This window comes from Daejeonella sp. (assembly GCF_037719425.1).
Lineage (GTDB): Bacteria > Bacteroidota > Bacteroidia > Sphingobacteriales > Sphingobacteriaceae > Daejeonella.
Genome location: NZ_JBBJNI010000003.1, coordinates 1 through 26,104 on the forward strand (window position 1 = coordinate 1; position 26,104 = coordinate 26,104).

The window sequence follows — 26,104 nt, forward strand, 5'->3', positions numbered from 1 at the left end:
CTCCTCTCGGATTATTACTAAGCCGCGCTGCTGCAACGAAATTTTTCTTGCCCATCAGGATTCCTGCACTTTGAGGCCCACGCATAGCTTTACCGCCTGATATTGCAACCAGGTCAAATCCCATTTCGTTAAACTTCCATAAATTCTCAACCGGTGGTACATCTGCAGCGATATCGATCATGGTCGGCAGGTTATATTTCCTTCCAAGCTCAATCCACTCTTGGTGTTTGATCTGACCTTTTGGCGCCTCCCTGTTGAGGAACCAGAGCATAGCTGTTTGAGAATTTATTGCTTTTTCAAGCTCAGCCCGGGTTTCAACTTTAATCAATTTAACACCAGCCTGCGTGAGTGCGTGATCATAACCCAGGGAATGGCTTTTCTGAAGAATAACTTCGGTCTTCATTCCAGTTCCTGCCAGATTAGGTACCTGACTTACTTTTTTATCGTCCAATCCTGTTAGCACACCAGCCATACCAAGGGTAAGTGCCGACCAGCAACCAGCTGTTACCATTGCAGCTTCAGCACGACAAAGAGCGGCAATCTTTTCTCCGACCTTATCTTGCAATTCATCCAGCTTCACAAACTTTTTAGATGATGAATTGATGGCAGCCATTACCTCATCGGGCATAACAGACCCGGTCATGGCAGTATAATTTCCCGCCGCGTTAATAAAGGTCCGTAGACCCAGCTCTGCGAAAAGATCGCGTTCAGCAACAGGTCCTGCTGAGGATCTAACGGGCGTTGCTACCGCTGTAATACTACCAGCGAAGGGCAGTATAGATAAAGTTTTTAGGATTTCTCTGCGTCTCATAATAACTGTTAAAATTTTAAAATGAACTTTTTAGCGTTTAGGCAGGGGTGTCACTATTCCGTTAAGATCATAGACGATCCGCCCGTCTTTAACTGTCATTTCACATTCCAGTTTCTCGTTGCTTTGCATTTTATACCCTGCCAGATCATAAAAGCCAAAATTCCCCGTCCTCATGCTTAGGACTGCAATATCTGCGATTGCTCCGACAGAGAGGTGGCCTAACTCAGGGCGTTTTATTGCTTCTGCTGCCGACCATGTACTTGCCCGGATGACTGCGGGGAGACCCATGTCAAGCTTCAAAAATTTAGACATCACGCTAAGCATATCTTTCATAGAACCCTTCATACTGCTTATATGGAGGTCGGTGCTAATCGTATTAGGATGAAATCCGGCTTTAGCAGCGGGAATAGCCTGAGAATAGGTAAAACTCGAACCACCGTATCCCACGTCAAAAATAATCCCTCGTTTTTGCGCTTCGAGAACAAAAGGCTTTAACGTCTTGGTAGCTGTATCCACTATTGCTTCTTTTGTGTCTAACAGTTCGCCGAACGTGTGTGTGAAAATGTCTCCGGGACGAAGGTGGACCATGAACAGCTCCCGAATAGATAATCTGGGTTTGGTGCCTCCGAAGTCGACCATTACGGGCATGTTGGCTATTCTCCCGGCTTCCACGCCTCTATCCACGTTAATAAAACTCGGTGAAGAAAAGTGTGCGACTTTGATGCCGACAATATGTTCTTTATTCTTTATTGCCACTTCGGCAGCTTTCACCGGATCCATATCATTGACATTTTGTTCAACGGGTCCGCCACGCATACCGTCGCCAACAATATTCAGAAAAGAAAGTACCCGGGTTTGAGAATTATCAATGATGTTCTTTTTAAAAGTCGGAAAATCTCTCCATCCGGCACCTCCGGCATCCACAACTGTAGTTACTCCAACACGCTGATAAAAACCGTCAGGCATTACACTGCTAAACCCATTGCTATACATCTGGTTTGGCTGCGTTCCCGCGAAAACGTGTCCGTGGAGATCAATAAGGCCGGGGGTTACATACATCCCCAAAGCAGCAACTACCTGCTGCGCTTGCGAAGCATCTATATTTGAAGCTATTTTTGCAATCTTTCCATCCGCGATTGCAACATCCATTATGCGGTTAATGTTGTTTTTCGGATCAATAACATGTCCCCCTTTAATAACAATACTGTAGGGTTTTGCCTGGCCGAGCAGAGCAAGCGGCAATAATAGACTTGCAAAAAAAATATAAAACTTCCTCATTTTACTAATTTATTCTGGATGTATGGGTTTAAATATTTAAAACATTTTTGATAAGGTACGCCAAGAGTGATGGTTTATACTGCCCTCAGTCTAATCTCTTCCCGTTTTGATCCCATCCTTTGGTAAAAAAATGTGATTCCGGAGAACTAAGGTAGCGTACCTTTGACAATTCAGGAGTTTCCAGCCTTTTATAGCCCAAAATTCGGGATTCAAGTGCAAAATCTAAGATACCGCTGCTAAGCATAGTACGCTCAACCGGATATGGGGCCTTCCCAGTCTTGAACATGATTTCTATATTCTTTACCAGGCAACCAAAATGGTAATGAGGCTTTCCGGCCTGTAACTTCATTAACGTAGAGAATGGTTTTTGCTGACCTTCCAGATCTATGGCATAGGTGAAGTCCTGAACCAGGCCTGTTAACAGAAACGCAGCTGCCTTTAATCCGTCATTATAATCAATAATAAATACTGCAGGCTTTTTCACCAGCTCCCTTATATCGCCTGGTTCACGCTTCTCACTGTGAGACAGCGCCTGATCAAAAAGCCGTTTCACCCATTCATTCCGGTCAATATAGTTCCAGCAGTCCTGTCCTTCGAGGCACTGTACTGCCCGAACACCCGTTTCGCCGCCTTTTCTCCTTTCAACTACTGCCTGCAAACCATCAAGTAAGTGAAAACCATAAATATCCAATCCGCTATAGGAGATTCCCACAGCATATGTCTGTTTGACACCGTAAGGGGTATCGATTGCCGGAATACGCAATGAAACAGGAATCGTTGAACCGGCAAGCATTGGAAACTTCAGTTCTTTCGAAATTTCAACCATTCGCTTAGCCTGCCGCCAGCTCCATGACAAATGTTTGTCATTAAAAACCGGAACTGATTTTTTGTACTGACGGAATACGTCAGTGATTTTCAAAAACATTTCGAACCTTGGATATAATTTTTGTTCTTTATCGTTCACTGGATAGACCCCATGTTCGCCGACCAATATAACTCCGTCAACTGCAAGGTTATCCCCGCCCAAAGTCAGGGCATCTGCCACAGTTCTGAAGATTGGAACATTATATTTCTTCGCCAATGAACGACTCATATCGTTCTCAGGAACCTGCTCGGTAAATATTGAGACGATTTTCGAATCCGGATAGGGTGCCATTTGGTCCTGGTTATATCCTTCGAGATATTTTCCAATGAGGACATCGGCATGAGAATTGGGACGATATTCGGTGAGGATTGCAGCAATCCGTTTAGGCCCCGACTGAACCCCAGGTACATAAGACGTAACTTCTTCCGCATTTGACGATTGGTAGGGCATAATCGCTGCAGCTACCGCACCAGATGCCGGCACTATTGACAGGTATTTAAGGAGTTCTCTACGCTTCATTTCATTTGTAAATGGGAATTCTTATTTCTTAAGTAGTAGAAAAAACAGAGAGGGAAAACTACATCTTAAGATATAGTTATCTCCTCTCTGGTCTAGAATAATTATTCTTTATCCCACCAAACTCGGCTAAGCAACGTATTATCGCCACTTTGTCTTGCTTTGGCAGCAAGGAAGTTCTCTCTATTAAATTGCTCTTCACTTGCAGGCACGATGAACCGGCGTGGAATTCTGCCACCTGTAATGTTACCCGGATAATTAGTTGGGATAAGTGCAGGATAACCTGTACGTCTCCAATTTGCAAAACTTTCTATCTGATCAAGGTAACCTAATATCCATCTCTGAACAGAGATTTGCTCTAATCTTTGATTGAATGTTCCGGCAATTTTAAATGGATTATTCGCTGCGTAAGAATTTATCTGAGCTGCAGAAATAACACCGCCAGATCCAAATAGCGACCACTGCCTCATTGCTGCCCTAACTCCATTGTCATAGGAAATAGCACCAGTTCCAGTATACCATCCCCTTATTGAAGCTTCAGCTAATAAGAAGTGAGTTTCTGCAGGTGACATTACGATAACCGGAGCATCATAACGCATTACAGTATTTGGATTTGGCTCAGAATAGGTTTCAAAATCGGGCGGATAAGCTTTGTATAAAGCGTTTTGCATCCCTCTCTGTAAGGCGGTTGCTGTATCAGCTACATAAACTCCTGATGGTTGTTTAACCCAAAGTACTGCTATCACGTTCAACCTTGGATCTTTGGTAGTAGTAGAGTTGCCTTTTAGAAACTCAATGAAAGTTTTGGATAGTTTCGATCCCTGAACGTTTAATGGATTCTGGCCATCTACATAGTCCAATATGCGCATGTGATCTGACAAAGGATTTCTATTACTTGCTAAACCACCATCAGCAAAAGGTACTTTAGCCATATCTGCATCTTCCAATATTGGACCGCCAGCTATTGCTTTCTTAACCCAGGTCTCTGCTAAAGCTGGATCGATCTTGGTTAAACGCATGCCTAAGCGTAACATCATTGAGTATGCAAATTTTTTCCATTTTACTACATTCCCGTCGTATAACAAATCTGCTGATCCAAATACAGGTTTAGCCGCGTTGAAAGAGGCTGCTGCTTCATCCAGTTCTTTAAACATGTTTTTGTAAACATCAGCCTGAAGGTCATATTTAGGATTGAAATTTCCTGTTCCTCCTTTAGTGGCTTCAGAATAAGGAATATCACCGTATAAATCTGTTAATTGATGATAAATATATACTCTCCAAATTCTGGCTGCTGCTTGTTTGTTAATAGATTCAGCATCCTTTGTGTTCTCGAGAACCAGATCTATTTGATTTACGGAACCTGAATAAGCAGCCCAGTGATCTCTCACATTACCTTCTGCGAAGTATTTGTCGCCCGGCGCAGTTACTTCACTGTACGTAGCCTCCTGTTGCAATGCCTGATTAATAGTAAACCTTCTAACACCCGGACTCAAGCCTACCATGGTTAACTGGGACTTGGTAAAAAGAAATGCCGGGTTAGCAATGGCATACCCATTGGGATTTTCGTTCAGTTTTTCAAGATCCTTTGTACAGGACGTTGCTATGGTAGCAAGAACGGCAGCCACACATATATATTTAAAGTTCTTCGTTTTCATTTTTTAAATTTTAGGTGTGGAGATTAAAATTTAACAATTAAATTAAGGCCAATTTCCCGGAGTCTTGGAGTTGTATTCGAAGACTGGCCCTGATTATTGTCAATAGTATAACTTGATTCAGGATCAAAGTCTTTAATCTTCGTATAAAGAATCGCCAGGTTTCTGGACACCAATGAAATGTCGGCGGACTGCAACTTCACAAATTGCAATTTATTAACAGGAAGTCTGTAGCTCAAAATAACGCTACGAAGTTTAACAAAACTTCCGTCAAATACTGAAGTCTCCAATGGACTTATACCCGCCTGATTGTTATAGTAAGTATCCATCTGATCAACCGGCCATAATTTTGTAAATGGAAGGCCAGCCTGATCAACTCCAGTCACTGTTAATCCATTTTCACGACCAGGAAGAGTTTCCTTCTTTAGTCCGAATCTGTACATGTAACGGGATAAGAGTGATTGAACGGTGTTACCGAACTTTGCATCTATGAGTGTATTCAACGAAAAGTTTTTATATCTGAAGTTGTTCGTTAAGCCCATAGTAGTTGGTGGAACACCAACACCGTATGGTTGTATCGGACCTGAAACTTGATAACCACTCAATCTGTTGTAAACCCTGACGCCAGCAGCATTTGTAAGATAGGTTACACCTTGAATTGTATTAAATGGGTCTCCAACTCTTGAACCATTAACTGAAGCAACTCCGGGAGCAAGTTTTAATACCTCACTCTTATTGTAAGCATAGTTGTAGCTAACATCCCAGTTAAAGTTTTTTCCTTTAATCGGTTCACCCGTCAATAATATCTCAACTCCTTTATTACTTAGAGCACCAATGTTTAGTAAGGCAGAAGTATAACCTGAACTAGCAGCTGTTGGAACAGCGATAATGTCATCCGTTGTTTGACGGCTGTAGTAGGTGAAATCTAAACCTAAACGGTTATTAAGAAATTGCAGGTCAACACCTCCTTCATAAGTAGTTGAAGTAAGTGGCTGAAGATCAATATTCGCTAATGCGGAACTTGTATTTTGTACTGGTCGGCCGATATGCCCACCTTGCTCAAATGTGTATAGTTGGTTGATCTGATAAGGATTCACTGTAGCCTGTCCTACCTGTGCATAGGATGCGCGCAGTTTAGCAAAACTAATCAGGCTAGGCAATTTTATCGCATCTGATAAAATAAAACTGGTTCCAACGGAAGGATAGAAAATTGAATTCTTTCCGGCTCTTAGTTGAGAAAACCAATCTTGTCTGCCTGTGAAAGTTAAGTACAATAAGTTTCGGAAGCCAAAATCCGCTGAACCAAAAACAGAGTTTTGACCGAACTGAGAAAATTGCACATCAGCTTTCTGAAGTGATAAGTTGGAATAACTTATAAAGTTTGGAACAATAAATTCGCTTCCGTTATTGGTGGTACCCTCAATTAGGCTTCTCTCGATAGATCCTCCGCCGAGTACATTAACTGTTAAGTTCTTTACTATGGAAGTATTATAATTCATGAGAAGTTGCCCGGTAGTCCGATGAGAAAAAGAAGCAGCAGAATTATATAATCCTAAAGGTCTTTTAAGTGTACCTACAGGCATGTAATCCATTGATTCAAAACGGTCAATATCTCTCATTGCACTTGCTTTTATAAACAGATTGTCGAGGATATTATATTGTACACTTGCCTGACCCATGAATCTGTTCTTAGTATCCTTATTACCCATGCGGTTAATAACGAAATAAGCGTTTTGAGCCTCAGGAACTTGCTGCCATGGAATTTCCTGGAATGTTACCGGATCATAACCTGGAGCCAAACTTCTGATGTCTACGGTGTTTGCAAGCAGATTAGCTGTCCATGACGTGTTTCCGTCTGCATAACCATTTCCCTGTCTGTTTTTTCCACCTTCAAGATTATATTGCATGGTAGCTTCAACAATTACTTTTTTGGCCAGAACAGAGCGCAGATTTAGATTTGCAGTTTGTCTGTTATAACTAGAACCTGGGTCCAAAGCTTGCGCCTCAAGATCTGATAATGATAAGCGATAAGTTAAAGCTTCAGAAGTACCGCCTGAAAATGCAGCAGTATTCGTTAAATTGGTAGCTGGCCTGTAGAAATTTTTCCAGTTGTCTTTTACGTTTACCGGAGAATATGGACGCATAACACCATCAAATTGTATGTAAGGCTGACCATCCATTTTTGCTCCAAAATTTAAACGCCCGGAACTGATTGACAAGGTTTTAGACAGCGGTTTGATACCATCTTGGCCTTGACCATATTCGTATTGAAACTCCGGGTACATGGATGGGCTACCCATTGAATAGCTACTGTTAATTTCTACTCCTACCCCTTTTTGCATCTTACCTTTTTTGGTTGTAATTAGGATAACCCCGTTTGATGCCTGACTACCATAAAGTGCGGCAGCCGGACCACCTTTCAAAACGTTGATCGTTTCGATATCATCAGGGTTGATTGCTGCAATTCCATCGCCTCTATCTACAGTGGAAAGGCCTTCCCCCAATTTGATTTCACGGTGATTATTACTCATCGGCATACCATTAACGACATACAAAGGCTGGTTATTCCCACTTAAGGAACCATTACCCCTGATTACCACCCGACTTGATCCACCAGGTCCTGAAGACATACCTGTTGCATTCACACCAGCAATTTTTCCGGTTAATGCATTTGCGATGTTATTTTCCCGAGCCTGAATAAACTCATCCCCTTTCACTTCTGTTACAGAATATGCAAGTGCTTTTTTCTCCCTCGAGATACCTAAAGCTGTAACAACCACTTCACTAAGTGCGGTGTTGGCGGCTTCAAGTTTAACGTTTAATGTCGTTCTGGCGCCCACTGTAACTTCTTGCGTTTGATACCCGATATAGGTAAAAACAAGTACGCTGTTATTATCGGGCACATTAATGGTAAACCTTCCGTCAATATCTGTAGTTGCACCAACTGAGGTACCTTTCAGCTTGATACTTACACCGGGTAAGGTTTCGCCCTGTGTGTCGGTTATCTGTCCCCTTACGACGATATCCTTGTCGATTTCAAAAATTTGAATGTTTGGGAAAGAGGCTTCTGGAACAGAAACTGCAAATACCTTTTGAGACACAAGTATTGTTTTGCTCCTGATACTGTACTCGAGCGGTTGATCCTTGAAAACGGCAATTAGAACTTTTGATAGATCCTCATTAACAACATTTATCGTTACCGGTTTTGCAAGGCTGATCAATTCTTTCTGGAAGAAAAATCCATATCCTGTCTGCTTCTTGATGGTGGAAAGCACTTTCTCAATAGGCACGTCTTCGCCATTGTATGTAACTTTCTGTGAGAAGCTTTCAGCACGAACATTTAATATTAACACTACAAGAAGAATGAATGTTAGCTTCATAGCTAGGAAAATTGAACTAAATGTATTTCTTTTACTACCATATGCAAAGGATAGTATCCTGCTGGTAATTAGTGGCTCTAGGTCTATAGATACGGAACGACCTAATCTGCCTTCAGTTTTAGTAAATAAATTCATAAATTTGCTTGGTTTGGTGGTCAATAAACTATCTCGATATTTTTTATTTCGAAGACCAGACTTTGGCCAGGAGCGCGGCAACGCTTCTGGCTTTTACTTGTGCCTTCTTCCAATTAGATTTAAGGCATAACGATAACCTCCTTCCCTTCCAATCGAAAATGTATATTGCTCTTTTCAAGAATTTCCAATACTTCTAAGAGCGTTAAATTAGTAGATATAGCTCCCGAAAAGTGATGCTCGGGCAACCTTCCTTCATATTTGGCTGTTATCCCATACCATCTTCCAAGCTGACGCATGACTGTCTCAATTCCAGCGTTGTCAAAATAAAAATAACCATCTTTCCAGGCGACTTCGATTTGCGTATCAGATGTACGTTGAATTCTAATGCTCCTGTCAACTTTCGACTGTTCTCCCGGTTTTAGAATTTGAGACTCCTTGGTGTTGAGTTCAATTACCCTAACCTTCCCTTCGATCAGAGTAGTAGTAATGGCCGACTCATCAGAATAAGCATTGATATTAAAATGAGTGCCTAGCACTTCCACTGACTGATTACCGGAACGAACAGAGAATTTTTTATGAATATCCTTTGAAACCTCAAAATAGGCTTCTCCTTTTAACTCTACTTCACGGGTATCATCGGTGAAAATAACAGGGAAGCGAAGTGAAGACGCTGAGTTTAACCATACTTTACTTCCGTCAGCCAGATTTAACTGAAACTTGCCCCCAACAGGCGTTTCTATAGTATTATAAACGGTTTTGATCTTGTCTATTGCATTAAGCGGGCTGTTTTGACTCTGATTAGTAAGGGTGTACTCTATTATTCCATTTGAATTTTGATGTACATTAATGCCATTTTGATTGACTAAAACCCCATTGCGAGAATCATCAAGGACAATTTTTCGCCCATCAGCGAGTGTGAGTATAGCTTTAAGGCCGCCAGGAGGTATATCCTTTGGTTTTGAGTGCGAAGCAACTTTATCAGGAACAATTGAATGTGTCAATTCCTTATGAGAATAGAAATATAAGCTACTCATCAGTAATAACAAGATACTGGCTGCTATACCTGCGGAATAAAGTGGCTTAACAGAACCTATTATGCCTATCCGGCTATTACCAACAACTTTGGAAAAGATCACTGTCTTCAGATGTTCCTCATCTTCATATTCATTTAAGTCCCATTCAGTTTGACCGGAAATTTCAGACCGATACCATTGAAACAACTTGTCAATCTCTTCCTGAGAAGCAGTATTATGAAAATACTTTTCAACTAGTTTATGGACTTGATCTTTTTGCATAGGTAACCCATTTGGGCTTATATAAATTAAGTACCATAACAGGGCATACTACCCTTGGTCTAAAAGAAAATAAAATGCTTTTTGAAAAAGGATACGTAAATCTTAAAAGAAAAAATTAAACCCATCCCTTAAACTTAATCGGATGACCTTCAACCCTTTGGTAAGATGTCCCTCAACAGTCTTTTTCGATATCCCCAATAGCATTGAAATTTCGGAGATAGACAAACCAGAATTCCGGCTATAGTTAAACACAAGCCGGCAGTTTTCAGGGAGATGTTCTACAATCTTATTAATATATTCCTGGGTGAACCTGGCCTCTATCTGATCTTCACTAATTGTTGATAACTCTTTTTTACAATTCCGGGACTCGATCTCCTGCCTTCTTTTCTGCCTGTAAATAAGTTTGAATACAGAGAACCTTACTGCGGTGGCCAGATAGTTGTTTAAAGAATCTATATTAAGTTCTGCGCGCCTGACCCAAAGCTGGGTGAATATTTCCTGAACGATATCCTGGGCGATAGATTTGTCTTTACTAAAATTATAAGCAATTGCCAGAAGCCGTTTCCAGTACCTGTTATAAATTTCAGTAAACGCTTCTTGTTCGGCTGCTTTCAGATATTCAAGCAATTCTTTATCCGATGAAGACTTATATTTCAAGATATTGTCAGTTAAGCTAGATCAATATAAGAATATTTCAGCAACTCACTAACATAGTTATCTCAAAAAATTCAAGTTGTTTTCAAAAAGAAATTAACGATTACCAGGAATATATCTCATAAGGATTGAGACACAGATGCCCCACCTGCCGATTTTGGTTTCCGGGCAATCACTTAAAAATTTCACAGGGATATCTGTCAAGAAGACGTATTCCAGTTATCTCGGGTGCTTCGTGGTATTGGTAAACTGGGATAATTGATACATGTAAAAGTCCAAGAATTAATCCTATATCAATAGCTATTAACCCCCATGTATTCAACCAGTCTACCGTATTAAGTACCATTGAATGGGATATAATCCAATGAGAAAATCCCGAAAGGATCCATTGAGATTCCTGTAGAAATCCAGAGGACGATCAGTTGGGCTTTAATAACTTTGAGAAACCTTCATACATTAATGTCATCCAATCAATAATCTCAGTGCAACTAAAACAAATTTTTGTATTGGTGTATAGATTATATCTTTTTTCATCTGTTCGGAATAATTATTTTCGTATAAATTAAAGCTGCCTTCCAGCGCAAAGCATTCCTATGCATACGAATTTTCAAATGCAATCAGGATACAGGAAGAATCTATGGGCTAATTAAACTTTCACTCCCGAGCTCTCTGGCATTATTTAGTTCGCGAAAAAGCTGTAAACTCAGCATTTACCTGATCGTCTGTTAAATTGCTGCCAGAATTAATAAGTACTTTGTACCTGAAAACCACTGATTGACCTGCCGCAAGTTTGTAATCTAACACATCCTTTCCTTTACTAAATTCTTTCTGACCAAGAGGATTGGCTGCAAATAGTCCGTATCCACGAGCATGCCAGTAGGTAGGGTACCCTACATTCTTGGAATTATCAAGAATTACCAATGAAACAGGCTCATTTCCAATTTTTCCATTCAGGTTCATCCATTTCCCTCTGGTTCCCCAAACATTGTCTCCTTCCCTGCCTTCACTACTGCTGTATTTGCCGGTAACCGCTTCATTATTCATTTTTGCGACATCCGTAGCTTTACCACTGGCATCAGTAAACTTTTCAGGCTTATCGGAAGGATGTTCTAATTCCCTTGTTAAGCGAATACCCAGTAAGCCTTCTTTATTATCCTTGAAAGAGACTTCTTCTTTAAGAGCCGTTAGCTTGGTGATCAATTCAATATCACGTCTCTCCCCTTTTCCACTAAATATGTATTTAGTTTCCTCCCTTAATAAATTGGAACCATCGGGTTTTTGCCAATACATTGTGACGTCTAATTCCGCCCGATCGCTATAAGTTTTCATTTTATCGACACTGAAATGCTTAATTGCACCATATCCGCTTTTCCTTTCTGCTGGTATAACGTTTGAGTTATTCCAGAAGTCAAGACCGTTGACATTGCCGTAGTTAAACCACATTCCAACATGATGAGGGTGGTCAACACGTTCTCCCGAACGAGGTGCCAAAGGCCAGCCCCTTGTAATAAAGGTGCCTTGAGCGGTACGTAAAGGATATAAAACCGGCTTCATTAAGTTCTCAGGATAGATATACGAAGTAAAAGGCTTACCATCTATAGTTATATCTATTCTTTTTCCAGCCTTGTTTTCTGATATAGCAAAACGTTTATCTTCACTCCCGGCCAAAAGTCCTATCACCCCTACCAGCAATAAGGGACATAATTTTTTAAAAATCCTATTCATTACGATTATTTAATACCGATAAAATTATCACCCAGATTTACAGCAAACAAAATTGAATTGCAGAATTAGTGTCTTTCCGCGCTTGATACTATATGCCTTAATATTTCGCGGCAAAATCAGCTGCATAAGCATTTATCCTGTCATCGGTTAAATGGACTCCGGAACTAACAATGATTCTGTATCTTAAGGTTAAAGATTTACCGGAAAGAATATTGTAATTTAATTCTTCTTTCCCTTTAGTAAAGTCCTTAAGGCCAAAAGGGTTGGCTGCAAACAGACCGTAGCCCCGCGAATGCCAGTATGTTGGGTAACTCAGGTTCTTCGGATGGTCACAAATCACCAATGAGATATTCTCCTTACCAATATTTCCGTATAAATCCATCCATTTCGCACGAGTACCCCAGATAGCATCACCTGTAATTCCTTCGCTGCTTCTGAAGTTCCCTGTCACTCCTTCATTCGACATTGCTTTGACGGTAGTGGGATTTCCCTGAGCATCGGAAAAAATAACGTTATCCTTTGAAGGTAATTCAAGCTGACGTGCAACACGAATACCAAAGCTACCCTCTTTGGTATCTTTAAATATTACCGATTCTCCCGTGGCTGTTAATGTGGCGATTCGATCGATAATACGTACTGAATCGTTGGCTATAAAGTGAAACTCGGTCTTCTCCGACAAAAGTTCTTTTCCTGCAGGATCGACCCAACTTGCGGTTGTAACCATGGATCCATCACCTTTTCCTCCTGATAATTTACTGATACCGACATGTTTTATTTGTCCCCCATTAACGTTTCGTTTCCCTTCATGACCGTTTCCCCAGAAATCATATCCATTTACATTTCCGTAATTAAACCAATTACCTACCTGATGTATATGATCACGCCGCTCACCAGCTCTGGTTTTGATTGGAAAACCGCGTGTAATGTGGTTGCCGGCAGCAGTAAGTATAGGATAAAGTATCGGTTTATAAACAGAATCGGGCCACCAGTAGGAGGTGAAGAGTTTTCCATCAATCATCACATCTACCCTTTTCTCAGACTGATGGTCATTAAATTCAATAGTTGAACTTTGGCCTTTGTGACTTTGTTTTTGGACTTTAGAACTACAGGCTAGCCCAAAAATGACGGTTAAGAACATTATTGAAATTGATTGTATCTTCATGATTTTTAAATTGTAAAAGATTTTTAAGTAATTGAAAGGCTTTAAGGCTTAAACTTTAAGTGGAACAACGTACGATTTACGATATGCACGGGTGAGCATAGTATCTGCCTCAGGGTCTTTAGAAAACTTTTCATTATCGCCCTTAAACCTCAGTTCGCGCCCAAGGCGGTAGGAAATATTTGCTATTAAGGGGAGTGCTGATGAATAAAAGCCTTCGTTAATGTCACAATTCAAAGTTGCATCTTTGCCGGAGCGTATTGCATCGATGAAATTGGCATAGTGCCCTGTACCACCGGCGGCAAACCTGAAAGTGGGATCAGCAACTTCTTGTTGCTCTGCTTTTGAACGCGCGAAAGGTTCTGTTTCCCGCTTCCGGAAAGCTTTCCAACTTCCCCCGTTGAGTTCCAGGTATCCTTCGGTACCATAAAAGATGTTTCCTACACGGATATCGTGGCTTGACTCTCCGTTGGAGTACCGGCCACGGGTTTCAAACTCCAGCATTTTACCGTCGCTGTATTTAAATACTGATAATTGTGTATTTGGAGTCTCCTGGGAACACTCCTGAGGACTAAACCCATAGATTCCCCCGGAAGAATAAACAGATACAGGGTGTTCATTTTTATTCAGTCCCCAACGGGCGATATCGAACTGATGCGGGCCTTGGTTTCCGGTATCTCCATTTCCTGTATCCCAATGCCAGTGCCAATTGTAATGTACCCGTTTTTCGTTATACTGACGATACGGAGCAGGTCCTAGCCAACGGTCATAATGGAGTGTTGCAGGCGGTTCAGTATCTTTGGCAATTCCAAATGAATCCCTTGGTTTGATACAAAGGCCCCTAGCCATATAAACATCACCTATACCTCCTTCATGGAGAAATTTCATAGCCTCCATCACGTTAGGGATCGAACGGTTTTGGAAGCCAACCTGAACACGAACATTGTTCTTACGGGCAGCCTCAATCATTTTACGACCTTCAAACATATTATGACAAGCAGGCTTTTCAACGTAAACGTGCTTACCTGCCTGGGCAGCCCAGATCGTTCCCAAGGCATGCCAATGGTTTGGTGTGGCAAATGAGACTGCATCGATCTCTTTATCGTCAAATACCTTACGCATATCCCACTCTGTTACCGGCTTTACACCCGATTTATCAAGCACTGATTTAGAACCTTCTGCCCAAAATTTTTCATCAACATCACACAGCGTCTTTATCCTGAGATTAAAGTTGTCTTTCATGCTGCTAAAATTGCTGATATGGGAAGCCCCCCTACCGCTAATACCAATCACCGCTAAATTTAGACGTTCATTGGCACCTAATATTGATGCATAGGATTTCGCACTGAAACCCATACCACCTATAGCTATCCCGGCACTTCCTATAAGGCTTTTCTTTATAAAATCTCTTCTTTTTGTCATTTTATTATCATTACAGATTGATTAAATTATTAATTACTTATGAACAAGCTAAGATTACTCCTTGGCTATTGCGGTTATCAATTCATTAAAAACAGCTTATTGTTCTTTCATTGCGGTTATTTTATCGACAGGTGCTGAACTGGCTTCGAGAAGTATCCACGCGTTATATAAAAACTAAAATACTAATAAAACGTGTCCATCGTAAGAAACATGAACAATAAAAGAGCGAGAACGTTGCCATAAACAAGACTATTCAGTCCTTCAGGTATTAGCTAATGCATTCCAAGGATCTATTTGTCTTATTTTTTTGGAAGAAAGTGCAGCGTAACAATCCGGCAGATCAAATCGCCGTATTACATCCGGCAAGAACGTTGCAAGCGGCCAGTTATATTCTTCGCTTTCAGCAATATCACTATAGCTGGTCAAAGCATTTTTTAAAGTTATTTGTTTGACTGCGGGAGATAGTAAAGCAGCAAAGGTAGCCGGAAATGCTCCCCACCCTTTTGCTACCAGGTGTACTTCATCGTGCCCCGTGGATTTTAACCAGCTAAGAATACTTAAGACATCGTAAGTTTTTTGACCAACGTAAGGTTTATCAAGCATAAGGCTATGTATAGCGTAGAAATAATCATTTCCATATGGCATATTAAAACTGTCGCCACAGGTATTAGGCTTTGACTCTCCTACACCCCTTACATCCATGGCAAAAATGGCGGCATCAGTTTCCTTCTGAAGGATTTCCTTCACCAGGGGCTCATCTCTTAATTCCGCATCAGCCGAAAGATGGGACACATAAAGCACTGCCCTCTTAAACCCTTTTGAGGGTCGTGAATAAAGAGGTTCATCATTCAACCTGTAAACTATAGTAGAAATAGTGGGTTCAGTTTCAACAGCATAAGTAGTTGCAGTCTTTTTTGGATAAGCTCTTTCAAAGCTTTTAAGTATTATACGATAATCGGAGATACTGTTTATGTCCTGTAATTTTAAAACATCAATAACAGCATTTTTCAATTCTTCAACATTAAGTTTTTTACGTTTCGACTTTTGTGTTCGGGCAAGCTGACTTGATATTGAAAAAACTGTATTGACATTTCCTGCACCAACCTGTCCCTTTAGAGTACACCAAAGAGTTTCATCTTTTTCCATAGTTAAAGCAGGTTCTATCTGGCTATTTCCCATGCCAGTTACTTTATTAAAAAAGCCATACATTGCCTCACGGTTTGGCTGAAAATAGCCATGAGAATCTGGCCCAACAAAGAGCTGAATATTTTGCTCTGCCCCCAATAACTTGTATAATTTTTTCAATCGTTCATAAGATTCCTCTGCACCGCGGACATCAAAAAAGTCTTTTTCCTGACTAAGAAGAATTACAGGTTTGGGTGCCATAGCGGCAATAAAGTCAGAATGGTCTAAGCCATAACCAAGTACTTTAGGGGGACATTGTTCTGTATCTGCAGGATTTTCATTTTCCAAATTACGTCTGAACGTGATTACAAAGCAGCCAGGTGCCGCCATTGTAACACGGTCATCAACACCGCATAGCCACGTTGTTTGGGTACCCCCTCCTGAATTGCCTGTTACACCAATATGGTTCGGATCAACTTCTTTGCGTGTAAGCAGGTAATCAATCGCCCGAATACCATCCCAGGTAAACCAGGAAGCTAAATTTTCCCCTGTCAGAAAAAGTTGATTGCCGGAATAAATATGTTCCGTTACACCCGGTTTATACCTGGATGTCAATTCTTTGGACAGGTATTGAATCCGCTCTCCCTGTCCCATCGGATCAAATATCAATACGATGTATCCCTGACGGGCAAGACCTTGAGCAAAAGACTGATATGGCAGGGTGCCTTTGCCAAGGTCTCCATGCCCACAAGTACCTACAACAGCGGGCAAGGGGAATTTTCGTCCTTTGGGAATGTAAAGGTTTGCTGTTACGGGAAAGCCTGGCCGACTTTCGAAAATTACTTTCTCAATATTATAAGTATCCCGCTCAACAGTTCCGGTGACTTTGGCGTTCAGAGGCGTCTTCTCTGGCCATGGACCAAAAGCATCGCTGATCTTCCTTCTCACATCACGCACATAGGCTTCAGCATCAGCTTTGTTTTTTAGAGAAGCACGGCGCTTTTCTCCACCTTGTTCTATTTTTTTTACATTATCAACAAAATAATCGTGTACCATTCTGGGGAAGCGGTTGAATGTTACCAGCTCAGCAGGAAGTGCGGCTTTGGCAGGTAATTGAACCGCAGGTGTTGCAGCGTTAACGGTAGTAATGTTACCGATACCATTACTTAAGATTCCCAAGCCAGTCAAACTAGTAAATTTCAGAAAGTCTCTGCGTTTATTTTTCATGTTGAAATACTTTAATGTTATTGAAGTGGATCTCTTATTCAAATGCACTTTTGACTTAACCAAATTACTAATTAAATCATGCTCTAATAATAAGCTTGGAGTAAAAGAGCGAGAACGTTATCGGTAATGTTAGCAGTATCGCAAATCAAAGCCAATCCAGCGCGAAACAAGCTTTTGAATGTAAACTTAAATTGGATCGTGCGAGTTTGCAGCGGTTAATTTGCAGTGGCAAAAGTATCCAACTTATGACTCAATGGCCTTCACAAATCACATAAAAGCCGAAAAAAGTCAAATGAAATTAGGAAGAAGCTGTAGCTCATGAACAAGCGCTCAAAATACCGATTTCGCAAAGATCATACAGGGACAATATGTGAATCTAATCGCGCACAAAATTATTTCAGATACTTACCAACTGGCAAGCCTAATTCCTGAAAACTCTGTGTAGCTAACTGGGCTATTTTGGTAGCTCCAAAAATACTGAAATGGGTATCGTCCTTTTTACCTTCAGGAAGTTTTTTAAATAGTCCGGGTTCTATCCATAAATAAAGTTTTTTGGATTCTTCAGGGCCGAGCTTTTGAACCAGTTCTGCAGATTTTTTATTTAAGTCGACTAAAGGAATTTGCATTTCTCTAGCCAGATCGCGTATTACAGTTACGTATTCTCCATGTGTATCTACCAAGCTTCCGTTGCTGTCAAAATTTCTCCTTACAACAGAGGTAAATAAGACCGGGAAAGCTCCTTTGGTTTTTGCTTCATTAACATAATTGATAATATTCTGGCGAAAACTTGTACGTGGCTCCGTATAGCGCAGCGAGTCAATTTTTGCATCATTATGGCCAAATTGAATGAACACATAATCTCCGGGCTTTATTTTTTCTATCACTTTCTTCCAAAAGCCTTGCGTTCTGAAGCTTTTAGAGCTTCTCCCGCTTGCTGCAGAGTTATGAATTGTAACATGATCATTAAAAAACTGTGGCATCATCATCATCCAGCCTCGCAGCGGGTAGTTATCGCCCTCAAACTCCGTCGACAACCTTTCAATATTATAATCTGCCATGGTAGAATCGCCAATTGAAAAAATTGTTATTTTTTCTTTATCCAGCTTAAAAGACGCAAATACTATGAAAGATAAAAGAAAGAACAGCCTTATGTTAAATGAATAATTTATCATATTATTTAAGTTTATTTATAAATGGTAACTATTGCTTCGTAATAATCTTAAGCGGCTGGGCCGGATCGATAGAAAACCACTGAGGCAATTCGTTATCAAGTGTTAACGTGCAGGTTCCATTAAATTTATGAACATTAATTTGCCAAAATCCCTCCTTAATATCTTTAGAAGTGACTGCCAGCCTGGATGCAGCTACATTTTCGTTATTTAGCTGCCCCATTACTCGGCCATCAGGGGAAATAACATCTGCTATTGCGTTTAGCGTATTTAAAGTAATACTGAAATCCTTTATATGGGCTGGCACGTAAAAATATAATGGCAGCCTTTCTGCTTTCATCGAGCCCGCAACCATTCGCATACCACCATCCGACGTATTTGATTTATAGGCTGCCGCAGCGCCATGTATGTTAAGTTCAAATAAAGCATCGCGGCTGGGAATATGAAGCATATAAGTTTTGCCTTGCTGGCCAGCAAACGAAATGATCCGCCCCTCTGCCATAGAACCGGCTTGCATTTTTTTGCCTTCTTCATCAAAAAGCGAATAATGTACAAACTCTGCTTTCCCATCCCATCTTTTTTCGTCGATCCGCACCTCGCCAGTCTTAGGTACATATAGTAAAATACTCGTTTTACCTCTTGCCGGTATACTTTGGACATTGGGATTATTAGCAACGGCCAGCGGTGGCTCTAGTATCACATTATAAGAACTTAACAGCTCAGCATCATTAGACCGGGGTAAAACCGAAAAACTGTCTTTAAAGATTAGTCTATCAATCTGATCGTCGCTCAGGGTAAGCGGCGATTTAAAATTAGCCGGCAACGCACCTACCGTACGTAAGTTCCATTGCATTAGCGAAAAGATCTGGCCAAAGAGTTCTAAGCGTTTCTGTTGCTTAGGTTCCTTAGGTGAGGTCAATGCCTGCATGTAATATTCCTCCAGTTCTTTATAATTTGCTCCATAAATTTCTTTATAGTGATCTTGCGTCATATTGTAATTAGCCTTGGGATGTGCTATATAAAATTTCCTGTATTCATTATCGAGCAAAGCATACAGCTTTTCCATGTAAGAAGCAGCTTGGGCGCCGTAGGCTTTAGTATAATACGTTTTTAACAGCTCGTGGGCGTTTTGCCCGGGCTTCCATTCAAGCTTTGCAGTTGTATAATTGCCTGCACCTGAGTTTAGCCAGCTCGATCCGCCAGAAAAATAAGCTCCTTTAAAGCCATAATCTTTTACACGATCAAATGTATAATTCAGAATATCCGGTCCAGGAGGAAGAATATTTCCGTAGGGTTGTACAAGCACAGTTGGAAGATCATAATAATAAACATCAAAGCCGTCTTTTTTAGCGCTTTCGCCCCATGAACGCATCAGTTTATCCCAATCCTGCTGTACCGAAGGGCGATAAAGCTGATAACCATAACTATTAGATGTTGCTACAACAAGGGCGAGATTTGGCTCCAGTTTCGGTATTCCTGCCTCAGGTGGGTACAGATAGCTGGAATAAATATATCCTCCAAGCTTATGATCAGGAAATTCTTTCCTCACAATTTTAGCTATATCGTTGTAAAATTTAAGAACAAGCTTGGTTCTTGAAAGTGCACCGTGCGGATCTTTTTCCAAGAGAGCTGTACTGGATTTACTTTCACTCCAGCCACCTCCATCGGATGGAGAAAGAGAGTACCATCGGAGATCAGGGTTCTTACGGAACGTTTCCTTTATTACTTCTGCATAGGCATTAACCAGTTCCTGGTTTGTTGTTTCAAACTTATAACGGCCAGCCGGTGGCAAAGGCTTTCCGCCTATTTCGGCAAACCACTCCGGGTGTTTCTCAAATGCAGACGGAGGTATAGTCTGTGCCCAGGCATGGGCATGCTGTACAGCCGCCACTTTCCCCAGTTTCATCCGGCGGTTCCATTCTTCTAATAAGGAGTCCCGTGAATTCCCCATGGGCAATACCCGATAATTTAAAGGTGATGTTTCTGTCCGGTCTAAAGAAGATGGAATAGAAATCTTTGAAACTTTCTTGAAGTCCTCCCCAAGGTCTCCTGGCATCAACCAGGTAACACCAAGGTAATCTTCTATAAAGGTGTAGACTGCATTAGAGGTGCCATTACTTACACCCCCCAAATTATTTGTTTTTCCTGTTTGAGTATCCGGGCCAAAGAGAAAGAGGTTACGACCTTTGGCAATCATACGAAACCCATCATCAGAGAAAGCGGATGCATCAAGACCTGCCGCCTTCCACGCTGAAGTGCTTCCCAAACTAATAAAAGGCTCAGAAGGAGGTTTAGAGGATACAATGAGGTTTGGAGAAAATCCTGCAACTTTATTGAAATAATCCTTCAAATCAGCGGCTGCCTGTTTTACTGATAATGATGAGGAAGGATCAATATAGATGGAATATGCTGTTTTACCACTGTTCCCTATTACTATTTCAGTTTGCGCTAACGAAGTTGTTGCAATCTGAGTCAGGAAGACAGCAATGAAAAGCAGGCTTTTCTTTATGGTGATATAATTCATAGTCTTTTATTTTTTATTATTAATAGCCGTAATCCTGGGTTAAATTTGGATTTCCATCCAATGCCCCTTGCGGGATTGGAAATAACTCACTTTTATTTGGCTTAAAGTCTCGTCCAAGATTAAGATTGTAATTAGCATATTGCGGGGTCGGAGATATATCCTGGAGCCAGCCAATAGCCAGATAACCAGCAGGCGGAACACCTGAAGGCGTAGCCAGATAGAACGAGTTAGCATATTTAGGTTCCCTTTCCCCTGTTTTATACCACATAGTTCTGGGAAGCAAATTATATGGTGCCTCATTTGCACGCATTTTGGTTAACTCAGCCCTGGTTTTTATCAAAGTGGTGCCCAATAGATTCCATCTGATCAGATCCGGTTTACGAATCCCCTCGCCTCCCAGTTCGAAGCGCCGCTCATCAACTATAGCCTGGAAAAAAGCTTCTTTAGTGCCAGGAGTTAGACCAATGTTAGTCTCATTACCTTTGAATCCTCTTTTTCTCACTTCTTCAAAAGCACTTTTAGCTTCAGGTGTAGGCCCGTTCTTTAATTCATTTTCGGCCTCTGCGAATATTAGTATTACGTCAGATAATCGAAGTAAATACCAATTCACTCCCTGGTATGCATCGGATGTTGTTGGATAGGGTTCCTTCCAGTCAATACGATATTTTCCATCGGTCATGTTAAGCATTCGTTGAACAGCTATTGTTCTATCCCTGTTTATATAATAGCTACAGAGAGTAACGTCACGCCGGGTATCCAAAGGGTCGAAGGCATAGAAATAAGTGGGCAAGCCTCTTATTGCACCGCTCCCAAAATTGAAACTATTGTTATCAATAGCAGCTCTTGGTCCATTTTTGTTTGAAAATCGCGCATTTCCCCTTTCCCCATCAGCGACTTCAAAGAGGACCTCACCGTTAGGCTCAATTTTTGAAACCATATTGGCGTCTTTAAATACCGCCCTGTAATCAGGGTTAAGTCTGTGTTTATCGCGTCGCTGCATCAATTCATAAGCTTCATCCCTAGCTATCTGGTACATCTTCAGATAATCCTTGCGGCGCTCCATTTGCCTTGACGCTTTCCTCAGGGAATATCCTCCCGCAGTAATTGCTGCCAAAGCACGAATTCCTTTAACAGAACCTTTGGTTAACCGCTCATCATTATTAACGCCCGAATCACCTCTCCAGGGCATAAGTTCGGCTGCTACCCTAAGATCTTCAATAATCCTGTCATAAATAATATCACGATCCACTTTGGGGAGGCTGAGATTCGGCTGATCTATGGACGGTTCTAAAGGAAATGGCACATCTCCCCAATACCTTATCAGGTCTAAATAGAAATATGCTCTTAAGGCAAGGGCTTCACCATAAACACGTTTCAACTGAGCCTTGTCGGTTGCAGAACCAGATTTATATAACTCCATTGCAGGTACATTTTTTATAATGATGTTTGCTCGCTCAATACCCTGCCACAAAGGAGTAAATGTTAATGCCATAGCTGAGTTTTGGGGTGTGGTAGAGTACCTATGAAAATTGTCCAGTGAACCAGGATTGGAAACATCGCCTATAAATTCGTCTGTATCAATGGACCATAAGCCAATTACTCCATTTGCATACACTGCTGCCAATGCTCTGTAAACGCCATATATGGCACTGGTAGCACTTTGACTGTTACTGAATACATATTTTTCATCAAAAGCAGAAACAGGTGCAAGATCCAGAACTTTCCTGCAGGAACCCATTGGCAGAATAAGGGTACTAAGTAAGAGCACCGTGATTAGGATTTTATTATTTTTCATCTTTTTCGAATGTTAATTTATAAAGTCAGATTGAGGCCAAAAACAAAAGTACGGCTGCGTGGATATGCGGAGTAGTCCACATTCGGTGTTAAGGGACTGCCTCTGCGACTATTCACTTGTGGGTCATATCCTGTATAATTTGTGATCAGGCCAAGATTGTTAGCGGTAGCGTAAATCCGTAAATCGTTAACTTTAACCCTTTTCATTAAAGACCTAGAAAAGGTATAACCAAAGGTAACGTTGCTAAATCTCAAATACGACCCATCTTCAACAGCCCATGAATTTGGGTTCCACTTACCATTAGGCGTCCATATTTTAGCATCCTTATTTAATGCTGCTAGAACCTCAGGGGCTGCGCCTGTAACTGTAGTCGATGTAGATGATTGCAAAACAGCGCCGTTTTCGCCTATTTTCTTCCAGCGATCACTCACAATATCCAGCATGTTATTGTTTTGCGTACCGTTGGTAAATTCAATTTTATTAACGTTGTAGACACTCTGCCCATAGGCGAACGTAACAAAAGCACTCAGGTCAAATTGCTTCATCCTTAATTGCTGGTTGACACCGCCTTCAAATTTTGGATTTGGATTTCCAATGATCGTTCTGTCATTCGTAGGATCAATTACCCCATCCCCATTTAAATCTTTGTATTTGATGGAGCCAGGCTGAGTAATTATGCCGGCAGCAGCTGTATTATTTACTACACCGGCTTTTAGAGTATAAGCTTGTGTTGCCGTATTATAGTCAAAGTCGTTTACAGTATAAAATCCTGTTCCGTCGCCTCCTTTCCCATCTATCAAGAATCCATACATTGTTCCGATAGGCTGCCCAACCTTAACGATATAGTCTGCAGGATCGGCGGCAACATTACCTACTCCAGCCCATTGATAGAAATAATCCTGATGTTCTGCAAGCCGCAAGATCTTATTACGGTTAAAAGAAATATTAAAATCTGTTCTGTAGCTAAAGTTTTTGCTCTCTATTACTGCGGCGTTTAATTGAAATTCAAGACCCTTGTTTAGGATACTGCCGATATTTTTCAACTGAGTAGAATAACCGGAAGTAACGGGAACAGGCGTGTTCACTAACAGGTCATTAGTGGTATTTTTATAGGCATCAGCAGTAAGTTGAATCCTGTTATTAAATAGCGCTATATCAAGTCCGAGATTTCTGGAAACAGTACTTTCCCAGCGGAGATCTTTATTTGGAAGTACAGTGGTAATGAAAGCCGGCTGCCTGGATTCATTCAGATAGTAGCTTTGGTTGGTACTAAATGTGTTTAAATACAAATAATCAGAAATACGATTATTCCCAGCCTCGCCAATGCTAAACCTCAATTTCATGTCAGAAATAGCAGGTATGTTCTTCATAAAGTTCTCATTTGAAACACGCCAAGCGACTGAACCGGAAGGAAAATAACCCAATCTCCTATCTGCCGCGAACTTGGATGATGCATCAGCCCGTACCGTTAACATAAATAGATACTTATCATTATATGAATAATTGACACGGCTGAACCCAGACAGTATCCTGCTCTCATTAGAGCCTGAAGCAGGCCTCCCCGGCTTTGCGGTTCCTAAAGTAAGCTGTCCAAGTGCTTTTTCTGCTGTGATTCCTATAGGAAACGTATTTAATTCATTTGTCAGCGAGGCACCTTTTACCGCATAATATTCCTGTCCCAGCAGTAAATTGACGCTATGCCGGTTTATTTTTCTGTTGTAGGAGAAGACATTGGAATTATTAATGGTATTACTTGTATTGGTTTGAATATAGACACTGGGAGTACCGGCATTCTGTGCTCTTGCTTTTGAAGTAAAGTAATCATCAAACGTTTTTCGGGTATTATCGCTAATGTTCAGACCTACGGTAGATTTGAAAGAAAAATATTTTGAAAAAGAATAATTAAAATAACCATTCAAAGTTCTATAGTTAGCGTATTTTCTGGCGTATTGTGCATTGTTTAACGCAACAGGATTGGTTAGATCTAACCCCAGGCCTGCAGCCGTTTCTTCCTGGAAGTCCGGATTAAAATCATAAAGACCATACTCATCTTCAGGCTCCCTGTCAAATGGAATATATTTAATAATATTACGTAAGCCATTGTAACTAACATTACCCCCATCCGACACGCCCTGACCCTTGGTAAGTTGGTTGGTATAAATAACATTAACACCAACTTTTAAGCGCTCACTTGCAGTGTGGTCGAAGCGAAAATTCATAATTTTACGGTCGTAGGCTGAGTTCAATAATATCGCATCCTGGTCATTAGCTGTAAGGCTTAAATTGAACTGTGTAGTTTTGGAGCCCCCTGACACGCTAACATTATGATTTTGATTAAACGCGGTACGGCCCATTAGCTCATCCTGCCAGTCGATGTTCTGCACGTTTTTGTAAACAGATAAAGTATCAAAAGTAGATCCATAACGCTTTTGGAAATTTGTATAAAGTGCCGGATTTTGTATTGTTGGATCAATAGGATTCATTTGATACTGATACATCACATACTCATAAGGATCCATTACTGCCAGTTTGTTTGCTAATGTACTTGCACCGAATGACGCATTATAAGAAATTCTGGTTTTCATTTCTTTGCCTCCTTTAGTGGTAATTATGACAACCCCATTTGCTCCACGAGCCCCGTAAATAGCTGTAGACGCAGCGTCCTTAAGAACGTCTATTGATGCTATGTCCTGAGGAGAAAGCATGTTCAGGCCATTTTCTATCTGGATTCCATCAATAATGTATATAGGAGATGCATCCTGAGTAAGCGACCCAACTCCCCGGACTCTTATTCTCACATCTGCATCGGGAGAGCCTTCAGATGACGTTACCTGCACACCTGCCAGCTTTCCATTAAGGATTTCGGCAGCAGAGTTTATTGGATTATCCTGTAGATCTTTGGCACCAATTGACGAAACTGCCCCTGTAAGATCTCTCCTTCTAACGGTTGCATAACCAATGGCTACAACTTCATTTAGCTGAATATTGTCACCTTCTAATGCTACACTAATAGTGTTTTGTTTTCCTACCTTTAGATCTTGTTGCTTATAACCCAAATAGCGGATGATTAGAACTACACCATCGCCTGAGGGAATTGATAAAGTGAATTTTCCGTCCTTATCAGTTTGGGTTCCTTGGCTTAACCCCTTTACAACAATACTTACTCCGATAAGCTTTTCATCGTTAGTTTTGTCAATAACCTGACCATTAATTTGTCTGGTTTGAGCGTGTACTGTGCAGGCAATCCAAAATAAAACATTAAATAGTAAAACTTTTTTCATCTTTTTTCAAGTTGATTGTAAATGAAGCAATGACTTATTTTGCCATACCAATACTCTTAAAAATCCGTGGCTACGACAGTGTTAGTTTGAC

General features: G+C 40.9%; 15 protein-coding genes. All 15 read right to left on the reverse strand.

From position 1 onward, the window contains the following. Window positions 1-811 (reverse strand): aminotransferase class V-fold PLP-dependent enzyme (locus WKF69_RS00670; RefSeq protein ID WP_340378613.1); only part of this gene is annotated, 811 nt, incomplete at its 3' end. Between the two features lie 30 nt (window positions 812-841). After that, window positions 842-2,089: an amidohydrolase/deacetylase family metallohydrolase gene (locus WKF69_RS00675; protein WP_340378615.1), complete on the reverse strand. Its 1,248-nt coding sequence runs from the start codon at window positions 2,087-2,089 to the stop codon at window positions 842-844. A gap of 85 nt (window positions 2,090-2,174) precedes the next feature. After that, window positions 2,175-3,473 carry a hypothetical protein gene (locus WKF69_RS00680; protein ID WP_340378617.1) on the reverse strand — a complete coding sequence of 433 codons (1,299 nt, stop codon included), beginning with the start codon at window positions 3,471-3,473 and terminating at the stop codon, window positions 2,175-2,177. Between the two features lie 101 nt (window positions 3,474-3,574). Then, a complete protein-coding gene (locus tag WKF69_RS00685) occupies window positions 3,575-5,125 on the reverse strand; it encodes a SusD/RagB family nutrient-binding outer membrane lipoprotein (RefSeq protein ID WP_340378619.1) in 1,551 nt (516 codons plus the stop codon). Window positions 5,126-5,148: 23 nt separating this feature from the next. Then, complete coding sequence (locus WKF69_RS00690; protein ID WP_340378621.1) at window positions 5,149-8,502, reverse strand: SusC/RagA family TonB-linked outer membrane protein; 3,354 nt, start codon at window positions 8,500-8,502, stop codon at window positions 5,149-5,151. 254 nt (window positions 8,503-8,756) lie between these two features. Then, window positions 8,757-9,932: a FecR domain-containing protein gene (locus tag WKF69_RS00695; protein WP_340378623.1), complete on the reverse strand. Its 1,176-nt coding sequence runs from the start codon at window positions 9,930-9,932 to the stop codon at window positions 8,757-8,759. 102 nt (window positions 9,933-10,034) lie between these two features. Beyond that, window positions 10,035-10,589 (reverse strand): RNA polymerase sigma-70 factor, encoded by a 555-nt coding sequence (locus tag WKF69_RS00700; protein WP_340378625.1) that lies wholly within the window; start codon window positions 10,587-10,589, stop codon window positions 10,035-10,037. Window positions 10,590-11,261: 672 nt separating this feature from the next. Then, window positions 11,262-12,311 (reverse strand): PmoA family protein, encoded by a 1,050-nt coding sequence (locus tag WKF69_RS00705; protein WP_340378627.1) that lies wholly within the window; start codon window positions 12,309-12,311, stop codon window positions 11,262-11,264. 97 nt (window positions 12,312-12,408) lie between these two features. Further along, the gene (locus tag WKF69_RS00710; RefSeq protein WP_340378629.1) at window positions 12,409-13,473 is read right to left on the reverse strand and encodes a PmoA family protein; all 1,065 of its coding nucleotides are present in this window, start codon (window positions 13,471-13,473) and stop codon (window positions 12,409-12,411) included. Window positions 13,474-13,521: 48 nt separating this feature from the next. Further along, a complete protein-coding gene (locus WKF69_RS00715; protein WP_340378631.1) occupies window positions 13,522-14,892 on the reverse strand; it encodes a Gfo/Idh/MocA family oxidoreductase in 1,371 nt (456 codons plus the stop codon). A 261-nt stretch (window positions 14,893-15,153) separates the two neighbouring features. Then, window positions 15,154-17,244, reverse strand: coding sequence for an acetylxylan esterase (locus WKF69_RS00720; RefSeq protein WP_340378633.1), 2,091 nt, complete (start codon window positions 17,242-17,244; stop codon window positions 15,154-15,156). A gap of 392 nt (window positions 17,245-17,636) precedes the next feature. Further along, the gene (locus tag WKF69_RS00725) at window positions 17,637-18,416 is read right to left on the reverse strand and encodes a rhamnogalacturonan acetylesterase (protein WP_340378635.1); all 780 of its coding nucleotides are present in this window, start codon (window positions 18,414-18,416) and stop codon (window positions 17,637-17,639) included. 28 nt (window positions 18,417-18,444) lie between these two features. Beyond that, on the reverse strand, window positions 18,445-20,937 hold the full coding sequence (locus tag WKF69_RS00730) for a DUF4838 domain-containing protein (RefSeq protein WP_340378636.1): 2,493 nt from the start codon (window positions 20,935-20,937) through the stop codon (window positions 18,445-18,447). 19 nt (window positions 20,938-20,956) lie between these two features. Further along, on the reverse strand, window positions 20,957-22,732 hold the full coding sequence (locus tag WKF69_RS00735) for a RagB/SusD family nutrient uptake outer membrane protein (protein WP_340378638.1): 1,776 nt from the start codon (window positions 22,730-22,732) through the stop codon (window positions 20,957-20,959). A 17-nt stretch (window positions 22,733-22,749) separates the two neighbouring features. Continuing rightward, window positions 22,750-26,013, reverse strand: a complete 3,264-nt coding sequence (locus WKF69_RS00740) for a TonB-dependent receptor (RefSeq protein ID WP_340378640.1) — start codon at window positions 26,011-26,013, stop codon at window positions 22,750-22,752. Window positions 26,014-26,104 lie beyond the last annotated feature (91 nt).